The following is a 21,390-nucleotide window of genomic DNA, read 5'->3' as shown; positions in this document are numbered from 1 at the left end:
CCGGTCTGAAAAGACCGGCGGTTGATTTGTTTGGTAGGTGATTCGACGGCTTAGCGGAATCGAAACTCCAAGCCCACGGACAGACCTTCGAGGTGCATGTCCTCTTCCTTCTTGTCCAAACGAATGTCAGCTACCGGGGAATTCGTGTTCAAGTTGTAGCGAATGTTGTCGACCGGCCGGGTGACGTTCGGCAGGTACATGAAGTTGTATCCGCCCATCAGTGTGATGTTGTGCGTGATATCGAACTTGCCGTACAGACCGACTTCAAACAGGCTCGAGAACTTCAGGTCGTCTTCTTCGTCGAACACACTTGGATCGCCGGGGAAGCGAACATTCGAGTTCCCGACCGATGCTTCGTAGCTGTTGAAACCAACCATCATGCGGGGTTCCGCACCGAAGGTGAACTTCCAGACTTCAGCCTCAAAGCGGAAACCAACCTGAGGACCGAACAGAGTGTTCTCGGTGTTGGAATCGATTTGCACCGTTCGCTGACCACCGATGCTCGTCAAACCGGCTTGACCGAATTGCTCTTCGATATTGAAGATCCGAGCACCGATCATGGGATAGAAGTACAAACCTGTATTATTGGGAGACCAATCCCCGAACCATTTCCCCTCAAACCCCCAAGACTCGCTAGTGAACTTAGCTCGATAGGCTTGATCGAAAATCAAAGCGGTTCCATTGCCGTCGGTGGAAAACAAGTCACCGTCAACCGCGTCGATGATGGCATCTTCCGGGTCGACAAGTTGCCCATTCACAGTGATCGGGATGATGGTGTAAACCGCGTTGTTTTCCAGCTGCGGAAAGTCTCCCGGAACAGATGCGACTAGTGACGCATTCGGCCCGATGCCGGCAAACACCGTGCTGGGAGTGTATCGAGGTCCGGCGACCCGGTCGTCGACACGAGGAATGTTCATGTAAGCGAACTCGACCATTCCCTCACGCAACGGTAGAGCAAGTGTGAGCCGAAAACCGTTCGAGTCTTCGAGATTGAGCGGTTGTGTCGTCGGAGCGGCAACGGGTTGCAGATCGGTCACGGTCACCGTCGCGATTTGCTGTCCACCGGCGACAATCGGGACTTGACCAAAAGTATTAACGTCATTCACCAAACGGACGTCGCGGTTCTCAAAACCTTGAGCACCAATGACTTTGCTGCCGAAGGTGTCGATTTGATAGTTCAACCACTCGACCCGAACTTCCGAGTTCGGCAACACTTTCTTGGTGAAGATGGACCAGAACGAAGGTGCTGGCCACCACTCTCCCGGAGGTGCCAACGTGTAGGTTGGGTCTGGCATGACCGGTCCGCCGGGATAGCCGCCATCGGGAGCGAATTGACTTGCGTCGAATTCCTCGCCGGACGCATCGGTCGAAACCGAAGCGGTTCCCATCGAAGGAGGCATCGCAGGATTGTAAACTCCTCCCTGAGCCATCAGGTCCGGAGCAAACACGGCTGCCGGCAGAAACAGGCACAGTCCGAGGAGAACGCATCTAGTGGTGCGGGCAGGCATGCGGTTTCTTCCTGGTCAGAACGGGAGCGGTTCCTGAACATGGTTCAGATTGGGTCGCTCCGATTATGCGAATCTTTAGAGGCACACGGATCGTACGGAATGAACCGTATGCATCAGGAATATCGGACAATCACACGCATTTCCCACACGTCAACCAATTGGAGATACAACCGAATCAGCCCGTTCACGCGTCATGGGCCGTTGGCTTTGTCTAAACTACCTGATTTGACAGAAATCACCGCAAACGGGGCTAGTGTTTCAGCTCCAGCGTTCGCGTGTGGCTCGCACGAATGAAGCAACTCGTTCCTGATCAACAGGTTGGTGCACATGTCCCTCGTGCTTGAAACTCGTTCCGACAATGAATCCGCTAATGCCCGATGGCATTGTCGAAAGTGATTCCATCGTCACGCCGCTGCCGACGAGGATCGGCAGACCGTCGGCGATCTGCAGGGCATCGCTAATTTGCTGCGGAGATGTCTCTGAACCTGTGCCCGAGCCGGAAACAATGACCGCATCCGCGCCGCCACGATGCATCAGGTCGGCTAGCTCGTCCTGAAACGGACGCACTGCGAGTGCAGCCGAATGCTTAACGTCGACATCTGCCAGAATTTGGATTTCGTTGGCCCGCAGTTCCAGACGCAGTCTTAATAAATCATGGGCAATTCCCTGAATCAAACCCTGATCGGTTACACGGGCACCTGTAAGGACATTCACACGAATAAACGACGCTCCCGTCGCGACAGCAACGGCCAAAGCCGATTCTCCATCGTTTCGCAACACATTGACACCCAACGGAACGTCAATCGCCAGACGAATTTGCCGCACCGCCACCGACATTGCTGCCACGGTGATCGCGGGAACACGCCCCGGATAGAACGGCACATCGCCGAAATTCTCAATCATCACGGCATCGACGCCCCCGGCCGCAAGTGCGATGGCATCGGTCACGGCGGAGTCGATGACTGCCTGAAAATCACTATCAAACTGCGGCGTCCCTGGCAACGGACGCAAATGCACCATGCCAATAATCTGAGGAGATTTCGGAGCGTCTAGATTGAGCAAGAGTTTCGACATACCAGCGTTTCTTTTAAAAGCGATGATTTGCAGGGATATTGTAACGCAAGATAATTCCAAGCAGCAGCGTCCGAACATTCGCCCGATGACAGCGTGTGAAACCGGCTCACATTCGACTTGAGCCATCTTCAGGTTCTCGCTATCTTTCCGCTCGCTCGACGACTGGGGGGCCGGATCGGCGAGCGAACTGGAACATGGAGGTTCCACCATGGGACAACGGACCGCATCTCGGTCATTCGTCCCAGAACGTCATGATGAAGGTGTTATTTGTGATTTCAGAATCGCAAGCAATCGCTCCGTCCCCGGAATGTCTCCCGCTGCCGACCGACAGCCGAAAACGACTTCTCGTCGTGGACGGGCAGTCTGAAACGGCAGAAGTCCTGCGAGCCATTTTTGAGCCACGTGGACTGGAAATTGACCGCGTCAAAGCCGATACGAACCGACACACCGACGCGGAACAGAACGCGAATGTGGTTGTGCTACATGAAGCGTCCAACTCTCGCACAACGTCGGAGTCTGGCACGTCCGATGTGCCGCGGGTGATTATCGGCCGAATGGAACGAACTCGCAGCTCGCGAAACGTTTCCGCCACCGACGCCCCCCCCACTTCCGAACGTTATCTGGCCGAACCATTTCACTATGGCGAACTGATTCAAGCCATTGAAGACTTGCTGGCGGATGACAGTTCCCAGCAAAATCGGGCGGCCTAAGACCGAATTTCGATTTGTCGACTCCGGCAGAAATCGCCGCCAAATCTGTATTTTTTCATTGCATGCGCTGCAGTCAGCGGACCAGCTTGGTACATTAGGCAGATCATCATAGCCTCGAGATTGTTGACGGATCGCACGATTATTGTTTAGTTCCCATGCGTTGGGCCAGCATGGATTCCGATCACGTCATGATGATTCCTAACACCAAAGATTCGCGAACGACACCGTGCAAACTCGGTTTGCCCATGTCTGACGCAACGTACCGAGGGACCGTGTCGTGACCAAAGCGACATTGCTGGTTGTCCAAGGAGTTGACCAGGGGGCTCGATTCGAGATTGGTTTAGAGCCAATCGTGGTTGGTCGGGGCACCCGCAGTGGAATCCGTATTCTCGATACGGAGGTTTCGCGATCGCACGCCATGTTTCGCTACGATGGCGAGAAATGTACCCTGGAAGACATGGGCAGTTCCAACGGAACGCTCGTCAATGGCATTCCCATCCGTAAGAAAGTCTTGCGAAACGGCGACCGCGTCCAAATCGGACGAACGCAACTCGCATTTCAAGATACCACCGCTGACGAGAGTGCCTTCAAGGTCGATTTGCGTGCAGAGTTAGAACCGCAGTCGAGCATTGTAACCGAACTCGAGCAGAACGCCGGCGACACATTGCTTCGCCAAGCTCGTGGCTCGGATAGCCGATCGGTCGCACGATCCCTCCAGAATTTGCGAACGCTCTACCGCATCAGCGAGGAAGCCGTCCAGTCCTCGATGTCACTCGGGCAGTTACTGCGTCGAATGCTCGATCTGACATTGGAAGCAGTCGGTGCCGATCGCGGTTGTATCCTCTTGGATTCCCCCACGGAGGACGGCAAACTCGTTCCACAGGCATTGAGCTATCGTTCGGAGTCTGGCGATCCGAGTCGCATGCCGGTCTCCCGCAGCATCGTCGATTATGTGCTGCGTAAAGGGCAAAGTGTTCGCACGTCCGATGCCCGTCGCGACCGTCGATTTCCGCGAGGGGAAAGTATCGTTCGGGCGGGGATTCGGGAAGCGATGTGCGTGCCGGTTCCCGGACATCATGTCACCCACGGAGTCGTGTACGTCGATATCACGTCCACCGACAATCATGTGCTCAGTGATGATGGTGGCGATCAGTTTTCCGAAGACCAACTCCGCTTGTTGGCAGCGGTTGGGCGTCAAGTCGCGTTGACCGTGGAGAACAATCGGTATCAGACCGCCTTATTGAAGGCGGAGCGGCTCGGAGCGATGGGCCAAACCATCGCGATGCTGAGCCATCACATCAAAAATATTCTGCAAGGCGTGCGTGGTGGCAGTTACTTGATCGATACCGGGTTGAACGATCACAACGAAGACCTGGTTCGTAAAGGCTGGGGAATTGTCGAGAAGAATCAAAACAAGATCTACCACCTCGTGATGGACATGTTGACGTTCAGCAAGGATCGTCAACCGGCGTTAGAGTTAGCGAACCTGAACGAGACCGTGGGTGACGTGATCGAGTTGATGCAGGCTCGTGCCGACGAGTGTGGTGTGAAGTTCGATATTCATCTGGACGAAAACCTTCCACCCGCGATGTTCGATTCCGAGGGAATTCATCGCGCGGTACTGAATATCGTTATCAATGCGATCGACGCGGTGGAAGATCGCCCCGGTGCAGCGATTCGCATTCAAACGGGTTACGATCCCGATAGCGAGTCGGTATTCGTCGCCATTGCCGACAACGGTCCGGGCATCCCCGAAGAGCAACTCGACAAAATCTTTCAGCTGTTCGAGTCGACCAAAGGCGCACGTGGAACGGGGCTGGGATTGGCCGTATCCCAGAAAATTCTCCGCGAGCATGGTGGCGAAATCACCGTGCAGAGCAAACCCAACGAAGGCTGCCAATTCGTTCTGGCTTGGCCACGATTGGATGACGAAGACCGTAGCGAAGACGGTCGCACCACCATCGGCTAGACAGCTCACAGACTGTCTTCCCTCTCTGCTTGATCGATGTGTCTTGGCGTACGCACAGCGACATGTTCACAATTAGAACAGGTGTGACCCGCAAATTGGGAGACGCCATCGATGAATTCACTGATCCATAGATCGGGCGTCGCCGATCAGTGTTGACCCACCCCAGTAAGCAGCGTAAAGTTTGTTATCCACGATTTTTTCGCAAAGCGTTAATAAAAAATTCACAAAACGCATTCTGGGGATGCGATGAATTGAAGGGTTGACGATATGAGCCGATTTAATCTGGCGGCATTCGCTCTTTTCGGACTCGTTTGGGCAGGCTACTGGACATGGTCGAGTGGTTATAAAGCCGGCTACGACGACGGTAACGAGGAAGCCTGGACGACTGCCCGAGCCGCATTGAGTCCACACGAGTCGGACGGAATCAGCCTCGTCTCGATCGAGCCGAGACCTGCTCAAACCGAAACTCGAACCGCCCAGACCGAGTTGGTGACCGAAGAATCGTTCTAGCTGAAACTGTAGCAGCGCTCGATCGCCTGTGCCGTTTCCTCGCTTTCGGCGGGTTTCGTGTGGTGTTCTTCACTCTCTGGCAGATTGAAGAAGGCGATCCCCAGTATCACATAGACTGCGAGCAACAGCAGCCCTTCAAACCAGTTCGATCGCCCATCGAACGCCACCAATGCGACCACCAAAACAGACAAGGTGACCGCGACCACTTCCAACGGTGCGAAGATTAAGTTCAACGCCGGGAAGCCTGGCAAATAACTGACGAGCACCAACACCGGTGCGACGAACAACGCGATTTGCAACGAAGAGCCGATCGCGATCTGCACCGCTAAGTCCATGCGGTTCTTCATGGCCATCAGAATTGCGGACGAGTGCTCTGCCGCATTCCCGACGATTGCAATCACGATCACGCCGACAAAAAGTTCGGTCCAACCAAATGCTTCGCGGGCTTCTTCGATTGCTCCAATCATCGCCTCGCTAACAATCGCGACGGCAATCGTTGATACCAGCAGAACGGTCACTGCAACCGACTGCGGCCAATGTTCGTCGGCTTCATGAGGGATGGCAGGATTCGAGGTATCTTCGTCCGAAGGCATATCATTCGACGAATGGCTGCCCGGCGAATAAAGGTGCTTATGCGTCTTCAGGCTGAACACCAAATTCAACCCGTAAACGACGAACAGCACGATCGCAATTTCCAAACTGAGATCTCGCTCTAAGGCAGTGAGATGTTCGGTGCCCTGCCCGACAAGAATTCCGTGAAACACAGCCGGAACGATCAGTCCGATGGCGGCCAGAACAAGTAATGTCGCCGACATCCCCGCCGCGGTCGCGTTGAACTTTTGCCGGTTGTATTTCAAACCGCCTGCGAAAAGACTTGCTCCCAAAACCAAGAGAATGTTGCCAAGAATACTCCCGGTCAGTGAGGCACGCACGACTTCAATCTTACCGGCACGCAGCGCAATGACGGCAATGATTAGCTCAGCGGCGTTGCCGAAAGAGGCGTTCATCAGACCGCCGATTCCCGGCCCGAACCGCTCGGCGAGCATCTCCGTGCTCTTCCCCATCAATCCGGCAAGCGGAATGATGCCAAGTGCTGCAGTCACAAACACCCACGTTCCGGACCCGCCCGTCCAATGCATAATCAGAGAGATCGGAACGAAAATCAGCATCACGTTCAGCCAACCGACGCGTTTCAGCCAGTCCATGTTGCACTCACGAATCGTGGTTTCAATGGTCTATCATTCCAAGCACGTATGACACGACGTTGCGTGTCTGCATCCATCGAAGTTCTTGCCTCATACCATCTTTAGACGCCCAGGCTAATGATGACGCAGGCCGATGTCTATCGTGGTGGAGAACTTCGAACGATCTCAGTGGGCGCAAAAAAAGAACTCGGCTTCCGGTCGAAACCGAAAGCCGAGCCTTTGTGTGTCTCGTATCAAGATCGAGATGTCTTCGTACCCATTTCCCTGGTCAAGCCAGCAGGAAAAACGCGGGAACGGAAACAAAAGGAGACGATCAGGATCCGAGTGAGTGGTGGCTGCCGAACGGCAACCCGCCGGTTACCGGCGTTCAAGCGGCGCCACCTCCAGGTTGGCTACTACAATCACAAGTCACTCGATCACCTCCTTTCTATGAAGACACCCCGTTTCGATCAGCTCGCCATGTCCGATCACATCACGGGCGATAGTCCCGCGTGCTGCGTTCGCACGCCCAACACAAGCATGATTACAAATCTCACGGCAGGGGCAAGAGGAATTTGAGAATCGATTCGTATTTTTTTTGAGAATGCGTTCCAGACGAATCGATTCGAACGGAAAGGCCAATTCACGTTTTACAAAACGGTTAACCCGGTTCACTCGCCGAACGTGGAACGATCTTTTAGGATGTTTCCGTGCTCAGGTCTGACACGTTCTGAGCAATTCCTGTTTTGCCATCGCCGTCGGGAAGGATTGACCGTGGCTGTTTCTCATTATGTTCCTTTGTTGATTGTGTTAGCTGGGCTTATGACCGATCACCCGTTATCCGCGCAGTCGTTCGATTACCCCAAGACCCAAAAAGTCGATCAGACGGATGACTATCACGGCATGAGTGTTGCCGACCCTTACCGTTGGTTGGAAGACGACGTCCGCACCTCGGATGATGTCCATAAGTGGGTCGAGGAACAGAACAAAATTGCATTCGGTTATCTCAAGGCGATCCCCGAACGCGACGCGATCGAAGAGCGACTGACAACGCTTTGGAACTACGAAAAATACTCTGCGCCATTCAAACGTGGCGGTCGGTATTACTATTTCAAAAACGACGGTCTGCAGAACCAAGATGTGCTTTATCAGCAGGACTCGCTTGATGGCGAGGCAACGGTTCTGATCGATCCAAATGAGTGGTCCGAAGACGGCACCGTGGCACTCGCGGGTTTGGCGTTCAGCGACGATGGCCGCTTCCTCGCCTACGGCATACAAGAAGCCGGGAGCGATTGGCGGACCTGGCGGGTGATGGAGATCGCCTCCAAATCCGTGTTGGACGAGAAGATCGAATGGGTGAAGTTCAGCAGTGCAACTTGGACCCGCGATTCCAAAGGTTTTTTCTATGGGCGTTTCGATGCCCCCGAAGAAGGGGAAGCATTTCAATCGCTTAATTTGAACCAAAAGATTTACTATCACCGCATCGGCACATCACAAGACCAAGATGTGCTGGTATACCATCGACCCGATGAACCAACCTGGGGCTTTGGTACATCAGTGACGGAAGACGGCCGGTACTTGGTGCTCACCGTTTGGAAGGGGACTGACGATCGGTATCGCATTCTCTATCGTGACCTGACCGAACCTTATGCAGCACCGGTGGACTTGATCGACAACTTCGAGCAGGAATTCAGTTTTGTCGGCAACGACGGCGAAGTGTTCTACTTCGTCACCGACTGGGAAGCCCCACTCAAGCGGTTGATCGCGATCGATATCCGTAAGCCGTCGCGTGAGAATTGGCAGGTCATCATTCCCGAATCCGAAAATGCGCTCGACGATGTGAACTTCGTGGGCAACATGTTTGTGGCTAGTTATTTGGAAGACGCAAGAACGGCTGTCAAAATCTACGACATGCAAGGCGAACACGTCCGCGATGTCGCCTTTCCGGGGATCGGAACCGCACGTGGTTTCAGCGGTCGACGAGGGCACACCGAGACGTTTTATTCGTTCTCCAGCTTTGCGACTCCGCCGAGTACCTACCGCTATGATTTGATTACCGGAAAGAGTACGAAACTACGGCAGGCGGACGTTGATTTCGATCCCGAACAGTTCGAGGTCAAGCAAGTCTTCTACAAGAGCAAAGACGGCACAAAAGTCCCGATGTTCCTCGCTTACAAGAAAGGCCTGAAACTCGACGGTAACAATCCGACCCTGTTGTACGGTTATGGCGGGTTTTCGATTTCACTCACGCCGAGTTTTTCTATCAGCCGATTGGCGTGGATGGAAATGGGCGGCATGTTCGCGATGGCGAATCTGCGTGGCGGCGGCGAGTACGGCGAGGACTGGCATAAAGCCGGCACAAAACTGACCAAGCAAAACGTCTTCGACGACTTCATCGCCGCGAGTGAATGGCTCATCGACAACAACTACACAACATCGTCGAAGCTGGCGATTCAAGGCGGATCAAACGGTGGGTTGCTCGTCGGAGCGGCTATCACCCAACGCCCGGACCTCTTCGGCGCAGCACTCCCCGCGGTCGGCGTGATGGACATGTTGCGGTTCCACAAATTCACAGCGGGTCGGTTTTGGGTCGACGATTACGGCTCCGCGGATGATCCCGAGGAATTTCAGGCGTTATACAAGTATTCGCCGTATCACAATTTGAAACCGGGAACTGAGTATCCGCCGACACTCATCACCACTGCCGACACCGACGACCGCGTCGTGCCCGGTCACAGTTTCAAATTCGCTGCCCGATTGCAGGAATACCACAAAGGCGACTCGCCGGTGTTGATCCGCATCGAAACGAAAGCTGGTCACGGTTCAGGCAAACCGACATCGAAAATCATCGAGGAGATTGCTGACCAGTGGGCGTTTCTGGTGAAGAATCTCGGGATGGATTTGAAGTAACGAATTACTTGAGCGAGTGATTGAGGTTCCCCAATCGGCCCTTGATGCGTTGTAGGAATTGTCGTTGATCGCTGAGTGAGTCGCCGTCGTGGTTGCCGGTCATCTCGCCCATGATCAACGACCCCACCATCCCGGCTTCGGGAGCCGCATGGGGACCAAGTTCCGCTTGTTGTTGTTCCACGGTCTCGAGTGCCGCCTCAAGTTCGGGATCGATCGAAACGCCATTTGTGGATTGCTCGCTCAACGTCTGCCGAATCTGAGGCACGATCGGAGTCCCGGCGGATTTCGGCGTCACCGGACGCGTCACAGGTTGTGTTGCTGTTTTCTGATCTTCACGGGTCGATGTGTTAAACGCGAATGCCAGGCCTCCCGCGGCGATCATGACCATTAAGCCCACCGCGATCGCCGAGACGACCGGATATTGGTTCCATATTTCGAGAGCAAAATTCGAATTCGGTTCCGGGGCGACAGTCGGGATCGGAATGGAAACCCGATCTTCTTCGAGATATTCCGTCAATGCGTCGGCCAAGTCCCGTGCGGACGCGAAACGATGGTCCGGGTCTTTCGCCAAGCAACAGATGCAAATGGCTTCCAAATCCTCGGGAATGGAATCATCGATCGTGCGTGGCAATGGTGGTTCGGCACTCACAACCTGGTAGAGCAACGCTTGCATTGAGCCGCGAAACGGCCGTTCGCCGGTCAACATTTCGAAGAGCATCGTGCCCAACGCATAAATGTCGGTGCGGGCATCCGCTTGGTGTGACTGACCGGAAGCCTGTTCCGGAGCCATGTACGCCGGCGTTCCCATGACGACACCAGCCGCCGTCATCGACGTTTCGCCGTACTCGCGTTTCGCCAGACCGAAATCGGCAATGTGCGGTTGCATGTCTTCATCGAGCAAAATATTCGCTGGTTTCAAATCGCGGTGAATGACTCCGCGTTGGTGGGCATGATGGAGCGCATCCGCCAACGTTCGGCATAACTCCGCCGCTTCCCGATGCGAAGGACGATGATTTTCGAGCCAATCATCCATCGGCTGCCCGGCAATGAAATCTGTCGCAATGTAAACCGAACCATCGCATTGGCCGACCTCATAGACGCCAACAATGTTCGGGTGTCGCAGTTGGGCTGCAGCACGGGCTTCTTTGAGAAACTGCGTGGTTTCTTTTTCCGTCAATTGCCCATTGCGAGGCAATTTAATTGCCACCATCCGGTCAAGTTTCAAATCGCGGGCCTGATAGACACAGCCAAACCCACCCTCACCCAAAAGTTTTTCCAGCCGAAAATGCCCGAGTCGATCCGATTCTGGCAGAACGGATTGCGGTGCGGGATTGAAACAAGTGGCAGCCCCCTTGCCGGCACTCGTCAGGGACGGATCAAAACCGATGTCGTCCGAAAGACTGACTGCGATCGTTTCAGGACCGGACTGCTCGACCGAGTGAACCACTGTATGCCCGCAGTTATTGCAAGTTGTCGAGGCTTCCGTGGGAAGTTCGAGATCGAACTCATTTTGGCAACTCGGACACCGCCGCTGCACGGATTGGTCACTTTCGACAAGCATTTCAGGACTCACATCGAACAAGAACGTGGCTTATTACATCGCTGATGTCATATTGATGGGATCTCCGGAACCGTCAGGGATGGGAAAACTGGTTGCGAGTGGCAACTCGGGCAAAGCGGAGCGGCGATGTGTCCAACAACTCCGAAAATACGCGTTAGTACGCTTCGGTGCATTCGAGCATCATGTGGCTTCGATTGGCTTCTTTGGTCGAACAATTGTGGCAACCACAAGCCCGACGAGGAACCAACCGACGACGACATCGACCACAAACATAACAGTGTAATAGAGATCGAAGTGCATCCAAATGTGATAGGTCATATGCCCCATGAGTCCCAGGAACACGCCCAGCCCCGTCACAAAACCGACTCGTGCAAAGTAGGTTCGGTAACAACGTGCGTCACTCGCACACGCAAGCAGAGTCGCGGCTAGAAGAACGCCGAGGAAATCAACGACGAACCCGGTCAGCATGACGGACATCATCATCGGATCGAGTCCACTTTTGTGATAGTAAATCGCAAAGATCGGCCCCTCTTGATGGCGTTTCATGAACTCGGAGTCCGGATCTGCCATTTCCTCGTTGGTCCCGAAGGGGACGATGTAAACGCCCGAGTCCACATTTTGCTGAACCAGGACATCACGGACAGCAGCCTCGTTTGGCAGAGAGGAAATAGTCGGACCATGAATCGGGAGCATCATCCACGCCAACATTTGCCAAATAAAATATACAATTGCACCGGCAAGAGCACTCAACAGAACTCGCATCATGGTATTTACCCCCGTTCGTTCCCGTGATTCATCCCGACAATCTTACCGTATTTCGAGCAGGCACGTCAGAATTTTGACCGAGTTAGATGGATCGTCAGCAAAACCGACGTCACGCACGTAAAACGTGATTCCTCGTCGTGCCATAACCTGCTCCGGTTCAAGTCCGATTGACGTCCAGACCGGCGTTCAGTATTCTAGAACATGAATGATTCCAAATGTCTGGCGAGGTATCGCCGCCTTTTTCGTAAATTTGAAGGACACTGTGAGTACTGCTAAACAACCGCGAACGAATCGCTCCCCAAAACGGCGTTCGGCTCGGAAGCCACCGCAAACTGGATTCGCTGAATTGGGGCTGAGCAAGCCGATGCTCAAAACGTTAGAGAAAATTGGCTACAAAGAACCGAGCCCCGTCCAGAAAGCCGTGATTCCCATCGCATTGACCGGTGCGGATTGTACCGGCCAAGCCCGAACCGGAACTGGAAAAACTGCCGCCTTCGCAATCCCGATCTTGGAACAGATTGATTTCGAATTCAAAGGCGTCCAGGCGATTGTGTTGGCTCCCACGCGGGAACTCAGCGAGCAAGTTGCTGAGGAGTTCCGAAAATTCGCTCAGGAATTCGACTGCGAAGTCGTGACCGTGGTGGGCGGACGTTCGATGGGGCCGCAAATTAGTGCGATCCAACGGGGTGCACAAGTCGTTGTTGGTACGCCCGGCCGAGTCATCGACTTGATGCGGCGAGGCAATCTGAAGCTCGGCGATATCGAATTCGTCGTGCTTGACGAAGCCGACCGTATGCTGGACATCGGTTTTCGACCCGACATCGAAAAGATCCTTCGGCAATGTCCGACGGATCGGCAAACGCTGTTGCTCTCTGCGACGATGCCACCATCGGTCGAGCGATTAGCTCACCGGTATATGCAAGATCCGCAGCGTGTGGATCTCTCGCAGGACGGGATTTCCGCGTCCGAAACCATCGAGCAATTTTATGCCACGGTGGACGAAGAACGCAAACTCGGTTTCCTCGTCAGGCTGTTGCTTAAAGAACGGCCGCAACAAGCGATCGTCTTCGCCCGCACAAAACGGGGCACCGAACGCATCTATAAACACTTCGCCGATAAACTTCCCGGCGTTGCCATGATGACCGGTGACTTGCAGCAGTCGAAACGTGATCGTGTGATGAAGAAGTTCCGTGATGGAAGCGTGCGGTTGTTGATTGCTACCGACGTCGTTGGTCGTGGCATCGACATCAGCGGCATTTCACATATCGTGAACTACGACATCCCCGAGTATCACGACGACTATGTGCACCGCATTGGCCGTACGGGTCGGTTGTCGTCTTCGGAACGCGGTCGGGCGATTACACTCGTCACCCGTGAACAAGGCGGACAGCTCACGAGTATCGAAGTCCGGGTGAATCAACTCCTCAACGAGTATAAACTCCCTGACTACGACGCCTTCCAATCACGGGCACCGCGGCCGAAGGTCAACGACACACTCAACGATCGTGGAAAAGCTTGGTCGATTGACTAAGTATTCGACGAAAAGTACGACGCAAAGAAAAAGCCCCGCGAGTTCGAAACGCGGGGCTGAGTCATTGGTACTGATGTCATTTCGGGATGCACCGAGTCTGCCAGTGTCCAGCAGAGCCGTTGACATTCCCGGTTTCCTCCGGAATGGTTTACGCTTCTTCACGGAACTCTTGGATTTGTTGCGAGGAGTTGTCCAACAATTCGGCTCCATCGCCTTGGAAGAAGTCGTTCAGGGAAATCATCGCTGGTCCGAGGAGGAACAAGAACACCGCTGGCATCAAGCACAACACTGTCGGGAATAGCAGTTTGAATGTCGCTTGGTTTGCTTTTTCGTCGGCTCGTTGCCGAAGTGTTTCCCGCATGTTATCGCTGTAATCTGTGAGTGCCGCCGACACGCTGCTCCCCATGCGTTCGGTTTGAATCAGTAGCGTGGCGAACGAGTGCACTTCGGGCAGGTCGACACGATCCGCAAAGTTACGCAGTGCCTGTTCCAAAGAACCCAAGTGAGCTTGCTCCACCAAGATCTGCAACTCACGCGACAACGCTGGATACACCGGGCGAATCTCTTGACTGATTCGTTTGAGAGCCGTTGTCACGGTCATGCCCTGACTCACACACATGTTGAGCATGTCGAGCATATCCGGCATACCGCGGGCGATTTCACTCATGCGGTCACGGGCTTGACCACGAATAACCAAACGCGGAAGTGCCCACCCCATTAACGGCAACACGAGCATCAGTGCAATCGCGAAGACTTCCAGTTGCGTGGGCAGCACAATCAGCAAGATGCCGATGCCGATCAACGGCAACATGATCCCTAAATAACGAAGCGCAGCCAAATTGTCGTAGGCATGCGGATTGTATTGCCCGGCGTTGAGCAACTCGCGTTTGATGACTTTCTTCTTCGCTTCGCTCTCCGGCAACATCGCGGCCAGCACCGGTGTCACCGGGCCGAGCATGTAGTCGGATTGATCCGAAGTCGGAACGTCACCCGCTTCGAGTTTCGGCAGCGGATTTTCGCTGCGATCACGTCGGGCACTGCCGAAACCGTCACGGAACAAATGACGTTCGTTCCACGTCACCGGTCCTGCGGGTTTGTAAGTGATGTCTGCGTCGTCGAACTGAATCGCCTCGGCCGGCACTTCTGCATCGGCGCTCGCCGATTCCGCCCGTTGTTTCCGTTTGCGAAACATACGTGCGAGCAAAAGGACGATCGCCAGTCCGAGAACGGTATAAAAGGCGATTAACATCCAGGGAGGTAACATAGGAAGTCCCTTTGTAGGCGATATTCAAATCTCGCAAGAAGTTGCGATCAGTTTTCTAAGTAGCCTGTAGCGAAGCAGAACACGCGATTTCATCGTTGTGTCGTTGCAACGGAGCGTCTCGACGCCCCTCCGTCTAAGTTCGTTTGCTCGATTGGAGGATTCGGATCACCCAAACCGTGCCAATGACTTGCAAGACAATCGCGGCCAAGGTCATCCACCAACCCCAACCCGAGGCCATCAGGTTATTGAGGTACTCCGAGTCGCGGATGACGAAGAACATCAAAATTGCCGGCGGTAGAATCAGCATCAGCATCGCGGTTGCCCGACTTGCTGATGTGGCGGTCTTTAGTCGGCCCAGGAATGTAATGCGGTCACGAATGGTGGCCTGTAATCGTTCGAGCACGGTAATCAAGTCGCCACCAGTCTGGTGATGCACGGAAAGTGCGGTCACCAACACGTTCAGACTCACCACGCCAGTACGTTCCGGCAAAGGTTGAATCGCTTTCGGAAGCGAAACCCCCATCCGCATGCGGCGATCACACAAACGCATCTCCGCTCCAAGCGGCGCGGGGGTGTCGTCGGCCACGATTTCGATGCACTGTTCCAAACTCCGCCCCGTTCGAGCCGCCCGTGCCAATTCGCCAATCATCTCTGGCATTTGCCGAAGAATCTGCGATTGACGACGACTGCGAACGAACATCGCAACCAAGATCGGCAGCACGAAGCCAACAGCCGCAGCGAATGCGGTCGTCAACACGTTCTCCTGAAAGACGAACATTGCTCCCCCCAAAGCCAACCCGGAAAGGCCGCACAAGGCGAGCAGCATCATCGGAGACATTTCCAGTCCCGATTGAACCGTCAGTCGTTCGAACCAGCCATTGACCCGATCACTCGTGGTGTGACTGTCGCTCACGGAGTACGTCACATCTTCCCGCACAATGTCGGCGAAGCCGGGTTGCGGAATGATCGGCGGATAATGAATTGTTTCAGTCGCCATGCGTGGCTCCTTGGGCGATCATGTTTTGGGGAAAGATCGTGAGGTTTCCGTATATTTGTTTTCGTCGGGAATCACTCGACGCCGTCGCCGAAGTCCGACTCGATCACCGATTCATCATGGGAGTCGTCGTCGAGGCTAGTAGCTGACTCATTGCGAAGTTCACGTGGGGCAAACATTTCCGGCGGCAACTCGATACCGGCGGCGTGCAGACGTCGCAGGCAATCGGGTTCGTAACCGGTCGCGTAAAACGCTCCCTGTGCCCGGCCGTTCTCGTCGTAACCAGCCATGCGGTAGACGAAAATGTCTTCGATGTTGTAGATGCCGTCGCGGGACTTCGCGAGTTCCGAAATCCGCATGACCTTCCGTTCCCCGGACGCAAGTCGCGTGATATGCACGAGAATCTGAATGGCGGATGCGATGTACTGACGAGCCACGTTCGTGGGCAATTCCACCCCCGACAACGCGATCATCAATTCGAGTCGGTCGAGTGCGTCACGGGTGTCGTTTGCGTGAACGGTGCTCATCGAACCGTCGTGACCGGTGTTCATCGCTTGCAGCAAATCCAACACCTCACCTCCACGTGCTTCCCCCACGATAATGCGATCGGGTCGCATCCGCAGGCTGTTCTTGAGCAGTTCCCGCTGATCGATTTCGCCACGTCCTTCGACGTTCGCCGGTCGCATTTCGAGTGCGACGACGTCGGGTTGTTGTAACTGAAGTTCGGCGGTTTGCTCGATGGTGATAACCCGTTCGGTCACGGGAACGAAACGGCTCAGGTTGTTGAGCAGCGTCGTTTTCCCGGCCCCGGTACCACCACTGATCAGCACATTCAGTCGGCCTTTGACAGTTGCCGAGAGGAAGTCCGCCATTTCCTGGGCGAGTGAATTTTTCTCGACCATGTCTTCGAACAGAATGCCGCGACTGGCGAAGCGACGAATCGAAACCGTCGGGCCGGCGAGCGCCAGTGGCGGGATCACGGCGTTAAGTCGCGATCCGTCCGGCAGTTTTGCGTCGACCATCGGCGAGACTTCATCGATCCGCCGACCGGCTCGCGAGACCAGTCGTTGAATGACTTGTAGCAAGTGGGCTTCGTCGGCAAAACGCACGTCGGTCGGTTCGAGCATCCCGTTGCGTTCGACGAACACACGGTCGGGACCGTTGACGAGCACGTCGGTGACGTTCGGGTCGGTCATCAGCGATTCCAGTGGACCGAAACCATAGATTTCGTCCATGATCTCGCGGACCATCGTTTCGCGTTGTTGCGCCGGCAAGTGAACTTGCTCGAGCGAACACATGTGTGACGCGAGGTTGCGAAGTTGTTCGCGAAGTTTGTCTTCTTCGAGTTCGCCCGCTTTGGACAAATCGATAGCATCAACCATGCGGCTGTGCAATCGCGTTTTGAGTTTCTGGAACTCGCGACGATTGTCCGCACTCAAACGAGTTTCGCCATTGATCGGCGTTTTGACGTCAGTCACCATGATCTTGCTTCCAACTCAGTGAGTGAGAGATATTTTGTAGATGTACGGGTTCTCCAACGCAGCTCGTTCCGCGTCGGTCAATTCGCCGAGTGAGTAAACGCCGTCCGCACGGACCGCGGTTCGGGTCGCAATGACGGCAGGTTGAAACGTGATTTCGCAACTGTTGTCCGGTTTGCGGATGATGGCCACGATCCGACCGGCTGCGAATCCGGCGACGCGGATCGTTCCAAAACCATTGCTTCCAGACGGTGTCAGTTGGTCGTACAACAACACGATACGAGCCTCTCCCTTGACCCAATCGAGAGACTCTTGCACATCGTCATTGATGACCGCACTGGAGACGACTTCAATGTTCTCATCACCAAGCACCAACTGACCGCCAAACCGCTCAAGCGATTTCGCCGTCCAACCTTCTTGGATTTGATGGAACAACGGCAAGTCGCTGAGTTCAGTATCTAGGTCGACGAGTTGCACGTTGGCATCGGTAGTGTCTTCATCGTCCGCCTTGCTGCGAATGATGATTTCCTTGATGCCATCGGGCGTGTTGGAAACAGATCGTGTGACCGGATCGTAACTCCAATTGTCTTCGCCGAGTCCGATATCGATCGCCGACTCCCAACTGAGCCGATCGCTGAACGTCATGTTCAAATTGATCGCGAGTGGCAGACCGGGCACGGTGGTTGCAGGCAGGGGACGCACGCCAATAATCAGATTGTCGATGCTCGCTTCCGCACGCAGCTTGAGTTCACCAGCGGAATTGCCGATGGCATCTTGCAGCAGCATTCCGATTGGGTTGCCATTTCGTAGCGACTGTCGTCCATTGACAACCACGGTCCGTGGCGCAGTTTCGGTGCTGAGAAAGGTCGTCTTGCCTTCGTCATTCGTGACGAGCCGACCAAACCACAAGTCGCCGTCTTCGCTGGTGTCCAGCTTCAATGACCGACCACCAACGAGGTTGAGTCGAGCGATTTCCGCTGCCGATTGTCGAGCCGCTTCCAAGCGGGTTTCCCAATCCATGTGGTCTCGCAGCAAGTCATCATTTGCTAACTCGCTTGCGGCGGCCAAAGCCGCTGCATCGGCCGACTGCTGAAGTTCCAAACGGGCGTTGTCCAGCCAAATGCCATCGATGAGCAATGCGAAGATGATCATCATGCTAAGCAACACAAGTCCGAACGCCGGCGTCAGCAAACCGGACCGGCGATGGGTCCGCTCTGTGCGCTGATGCGTTTTCGGTTTCGAACGAAAAGAGATCATTTCTGCTATCCGATGCGTTTTCTGATCACTGACTGATGTTGCTGCACTTCAACTGGATTGGCCCGCACCGCAGACCCGACTTTGTCGTGTTTCATGTTCGATTATCGCGAGCGAACGAACCGCTCGAGAGCAACGGATTGGCTCACCGGCTTCGTGCTGGTATCAGCGACAGGCTGCTCACGCTTCACGGTCAACGGATTCACTTGCGGTTGATCGTCTTGCGGATTGACACGGTTGACATCGGTTCGCTCGCCATCACGGAAGCGAAGGACATCACGTGCACCGCCTTTGAAGATTTCCGTAGCGAACGGGGGAACCGGTTTCGGCAGTGGTTCCAGATTGAGGATTTCATCGAGTGTAGCTCGATCGTCACTGCTGACACTCACACCGGTTCCGTTGCGTCCATCAGGGTTCAAAGCCAAGGTAATGTTGCCACCTTGTTCGGCTTGCACCACGATGTTGGTTTGCTCGGGCGTGAGTTCCAACGTTGCAGTGTTGCCGCCACGATCCACACGGTTGTTGCTTCGCATCGTGCGATTGAGGGCGAGGACTTTGATTCCCTTGAGCAACGTCAATGTGGTACCGCCGTGCATCCGAGGATCGTCGCCGGAGTTCGGTGTGAGGAGCATGTCAACATACGAGCCCACACGAACCAGACCGTCGACCAAGTCGTCATTTGGCCCAACAACAACCGTAACAGCTCGCATGCCTTCGGCGACTTCGAGTGAAGGACCTTCGTTCGGCGGGTACAAGTTACCCGAACGAATTGCCATCGCTCGTTTGATTTCCGTTTTCGCAACACGACCGACAATCACGCGATTGTTCAATAGTGTGTCGCGTTCCATTTCGTCAGTCAGGACAGGACCTTGGCCCAAATGGGCTTCGGTGATCAGCGTGCCCGGTTCGATGTCGGCGATGGCCATTGGCACATTACGTGTCCGCGGGGCATCGGCGACGGGTTCGCTCGCGGTTAATTTCTTGAAGATATACACCCCGATCAACAGCCCGACGACGCCGAGCATGAGCAGGGTCACAAGTGCTGGGGTGAGTTTTTTCACGTTCAGCTTCTCCGGTTGGCGATGACGCCGCGGTTTCATTCGCGACTCGCTGCGTCATCGAAACTCCCGGGGTCCCCGGGGTGTTGGTTAAGTTCGGCCGCCATCGGACGGCTGATTCAGGTTGTCGCTCCCTGCAACGTGTTCAACCCGTTTTCGCTGAGTTGATGCTCCTGGTGTGTTCGCTTCAAATTTATTCCATGACCGCATGAGCTTCGGCGTACAACGGACGTTGCTCGTCCAAGTCGAAACCGATCGGCCACAGTAAGTTCGGGGCGATGTCTTTCGTCGGAATCCAAATGCCGACGGCCACCGGCTCTCCGGTGAATTCGCCCCAATCGACACCCACAATCGCGTTGGCCGCCAAACGGGGCTTGAGCGATCGTTTGACGACTTCGTTCACTTCATCTTCCGTCGCTCCGGGCATGGCGGCGAACCGTGCGCCCAAGCGGACGGCTTCAATTGCGTCGCCACGGGCGTAGAACAACATCGAGAACTCGAACATCCCCGCAATGATGACCATCAGAATCGGCAACAACATTGCCAATTCCATGCTCATCACGCCGCGACGCGGTCGCGTAGTTCTTGGCGGAATTCTGGAAGTTTGGACGTTCATGGTTTCAATTCTTTTCTTCACTCGCTTGCGACGTGATGGAATTCTTCACAACGCTCAAGCGAAGGGGTTGGTCCGATACAAATGCCATCCCACAACAATCCAAGTCGCGATTGCCGTTGCACCAGCGAAGGTCATCAATCGACGACCTTGTTTCTCGCTGATGGTTTCCAGCTTGCGTTTGGCAGCGTCTCGTCCGTGGGTTTTGCCGGTGGCAATGTATTTTTCTTTGGTCTTGCGGGCTCCGCGTCGGAACACGCTCCACAGCAACGTCAGTGAGGAGACAACCATCACGACCACCGTTCCCACGGCAAGAACGTGTAGCGTCATCCAGTAACCCAGCCAAACGCTAAGAGCGCCCATGAGCTTGACGTCACCACCACCGCCACCGCCGATCATCCACAGCACGAAAATGATGCCGAAGCCGATCAGAAACGCGAGCAGTGCACTGCCTAAACCGGCTCCACCGACGACCACACGGCCGACTTCCGGTTCCCGTCCGCTCCATCCGTTGAACACGAGTTGGAACACCAACCCGGCAGCGAACATGGGCAGCGTGAGTTTGTTAGGAATCTTGAGATGCCATAGATCCCAATATGTGGTCAGCAGCGTGAAACCACCAACCGCGATCAGGAAGACAAACAAGTACGTGAGTCCGAGTTCCGGCATGGTCCGAAGACTCTCGATGCAAAAATGCCACAAACTCTTCCTGAGGGAAAATGCGTCAGATCCGTCGATACAAACATATCACCACTATTTCGCCCGGCACGGAGCAATGTTGCGAAAAGACCGCATTCCCGCCAATGCCCTCAATTCATGCATGCTTTGCGGATTGTTCCAACTGTGCATTCCCCGCAGTTGACATAGCCCATAACTCCGTCACAACCGAAGTAAGTTGCCGGAGATGCGTTGGCTCCAGTATCACCACGCTGAAAATATGCACCGTCTGCTGATACGAATCCCCTTCGGTGACGGCATCGCGAGGAACCGTTCTTGACTAAGACTAC

General features: G+C 54.7%; 17 protein-coding genes. 5 read left to right on the top strand and 12 right to left on the bottom strand.

The window, feature by feature from the left end; genetic code table 11:
- Positions 1 to 50 precede the first annotated feature (50 nt).
- Both AC5DDB_RS18760 and AC5DDB_RS18755 read right to left on the bottom strand, forming a co-directional pair.
- Positions 51 to 1,508 carry a BBP7 family outer membrane beta-barrel protein gene (locus AC5DDB_RS18760; protein ID WP_491741285.1) on the bottom strand — a complete coding sequence of 486 codons (1,458 nt, stop codon included), beginning with the start codon at positions 1,506 to 1,508 and terminating at the stop codon, positions 51 to 53.
- 258 nt (positions 1,509 to 1,766) lie between these two features.
- On the bottom strand, positions 1,767 to 2,582 hold the full coding sequence (locus AC5DDB_RS18755) for a BtpA/SgcQ family protein (protein WP_491741284.1): 816 nt from the start codon (positions 2,580 to 2,582) through the stop codon (positions 1,767 to 1,769).
- Positions 2,583 to 2,776: 194 nt separating this feature from the next.
- Between AC5DDB_RS18755 and AC5DDB_RS18750 the strand changes: the two genes are divergently transcribed.
- The 3 genes from AC5DDB_RS18750 (at position 2,777) to AC5DDB_RS18740 (ending at position 5,771) form a co-directional block, all read left to right on the top strand.
- Positions 2,777 to 3,292, top strand: coding sequence for a hypothetical protein (locus AC5DDB_RS18750; RefSeq protein ID WP_491741283.1), 516 nt, complete (start codon positions 2,777 to 2,779; stop codon positions 3,290 to 3,292).
- Between the two features lie 277 nt (positions 3,293 to 3,569).
- Positions 3,570 to 5,261: an ATP-binding protein gene (locus tag AC5DDB_RS18745; protein ID WP_491741282.1), complete on the top strand. Its 1,692-nt coding sequence runs from the start codon at positions 3,570 to 3,572 to the stop codon at positions 5,259 to 5,261.
- 267 nt (positions 5,262 to 5,528) lie between these two features.
- Complete coding sequence (locus AC5DDB_RS18740) at positions 5,529 to 5,771, top strand: hypothetical protein (RefSeq protein ID WP_491741281.1); 243 nt, start codon at positions 5,529 to 5,531, stop codon at positions 5,769 to 5,771.
- On the opposite strand, the gene cax is transcribed toward AC5DDB_RS18740, so the two are convergent.
- On the bottom strand, positions 5,768 to 6,976 hold the full coding sequence (gene cax / locus AC5DDB_RS18735) for a calcium/proton exchanger (protein WP_491741280.1): 1,209 nt from the start codon (positions 6,974 to 6,976) through the stop codon (positions 5,768 to 5,770). The genes AC5DDB_RS18740 and cax overlap by 4 nt on opposite strands.
- A gap of 801 nt (positions 6,977 to 7,777) precedes the next feature.
- On the opposite strand from cax, the gene AC5DDB_RS18730 reads away from it, so the two are divergent.
- Positions 7,778 to 9,865, top strand: a complete 2,088-nt coding sequence (locus tag AC5DDB_RS18730; RefSeq protein ID WP_491741378.1) for a prolyl oligopeptidase family serine peptidase — start codon at positions 7,778 to 7,780, stop codon at positions 9,863 to 9,865.
- A gap of 4 nt (positions 9,866 to 9,869) precedes the next feature.
- On the opposite strand, the gene AC5DDB_RS18725 is transcribed toward AC5DDB_RS18730, so the two are convergent.
- Positions 9,870 to 11,426, bottom strand: coding sequence for a serine/threonine-protein kinase (locus AC5DDB_RS18725; protein ID WP_491741279.1), 1,557 nt, complete (start codon positions 11,424 to 11,426; stop codon positions 9,870 to 9,872).
- A 180-nt stretch (positions 11,427 to 11,606) separates the two neighbouring features.
- Positions 11,607 to 12,191, bottom strand: coding sequence for a hypothetical protein (locus AC5DDB_RS18720; RefSeq protein WP_491741278.1), 585 nt, complete (start codon positions 12,189 to 12,191; stop codon positions 11,607 to 11,609).
- A 262-nt stretch (positions 12,192 to 12,453) separates the two neighbouring features.
- Here AC5DDB_RS18720 and AC5DDB_RS18715 point away from each other — a divergent pair, with 262 nt between their 5' ends.
- A complete protein-coding gene (locus AC5DDB_RS18715) occupies positions 12,454 to 13,722 on the top strand; it encodes a DEAD/DEAH box helicase (protein ID WP_491741277.1) in 1,269 nt (422 codons plus the stop codon).
- Between the two features lie 148 nt (positions 13,723 to 13,870).
- On the opposite strand, the gene AC5DDB_RS18710 is transcribed toward AC5DDB_RS18715, so the two are convergent.
- The 7 genes from AC5DDB_RS18710 to AC5DDB_RS18680 all read right to left on the bottom strand — a co-directional run bounded on the left by AC5DDB_RS18710 (position 13,871) and on the right by AC5DDB_RS18680 (position 21,052).
- A complete protein-coding gene (locus tag AC5DDB_RS18710) occupies positions 13,871 to 14,986 on the bottom strand; it encodes a type II secretion system F family protein (RefSeq protein ID WP_491741276.1) in 1,116 nt (371 codons plus the stop codon).
- Positions 14,987 to 15,119: 133 nt separating this feature from the next.
- Complete coding sequence (locus tag AC5DDB_RS18705; RefSeq protein WP_491741275.1) at positions 15,120 to 15,983, bottom strand: type II secretion system F family protein; 864 nt, start codon at positions 15,981 to 15,983, stop codon at positions 15,120 to 15,122.
- Positions 15,984 to 16,054: 71 nt separating this feature from the next.
- A complete protein-coding gene (locus AC5DDB_RS18700) occupies positions 16,055 to 17,461 on the bottom strand; it encodes a TadA family conjugal transfer-associated ATPase (protein WP_491741274.1) in 1,407 nt (468 codons plus the stop codon).
- 15 nt (positions 17,462 to 17,476) lie between these two features.
- Positions 17,477 to 18,715 (bottom strand): pilus assembly protein TadG-related protein, encoded by a 1,239-nt coding sequence (locus tag AC5DDB_RS18695; RefSeq protein WP_491741273.1) that lies wholly within the window; start codon positions 18,713 to 18,715, stop codon positions 17,477 to 17,479.
- 101 nt (positions 18,716 to 18,816) lie between these two features.
- Positions 18,817 to 19,812, bottom strand: coding sequence for a Flp pilus assembly protein CpaB (gene cpaB, locus AC5DDB_RS18690; protein WP_491741272.1), 996 nt, complete (start codon positions 19,810 to 19,812; stop codon positions 18,817 to 18,819).
- Between the two features lie 151 nt (positions 19,813 to 19,963).
- Entirely contained in the window at positions 19,964 to 20,386 is a 423-nt protein-coding gene (locus AC5DDB_RS18685; protein ID WP_491741271.1) for a TadE/TadG family type IV pilus assembly protein, read from the bottom strand.
- Between the two features lie 54 nt (positions 20,387 to 20,440).
- Positions 20,441 to 21,052: a prepilin peptidase gene (locus AC5DDB_RS18680; protein ID WP_491741270.1), complete on the bottom strand. Its 612-nt coding sequence runs from the start codon at positions 21,050 to 21,052 to the stop codon at positions 20,441 to 20,443.
- Positions 21,053 to 21,390: the final 338 nt, after the last annotated feature.

Source organism: Thalassoroseus sp., from assembly GCF_984380535.1.
The sequence above is the reverse complement of the archived record's forward strand: the minus strand, read 5'-3'. Positions and strand labels throughout refer to the sequence as shown.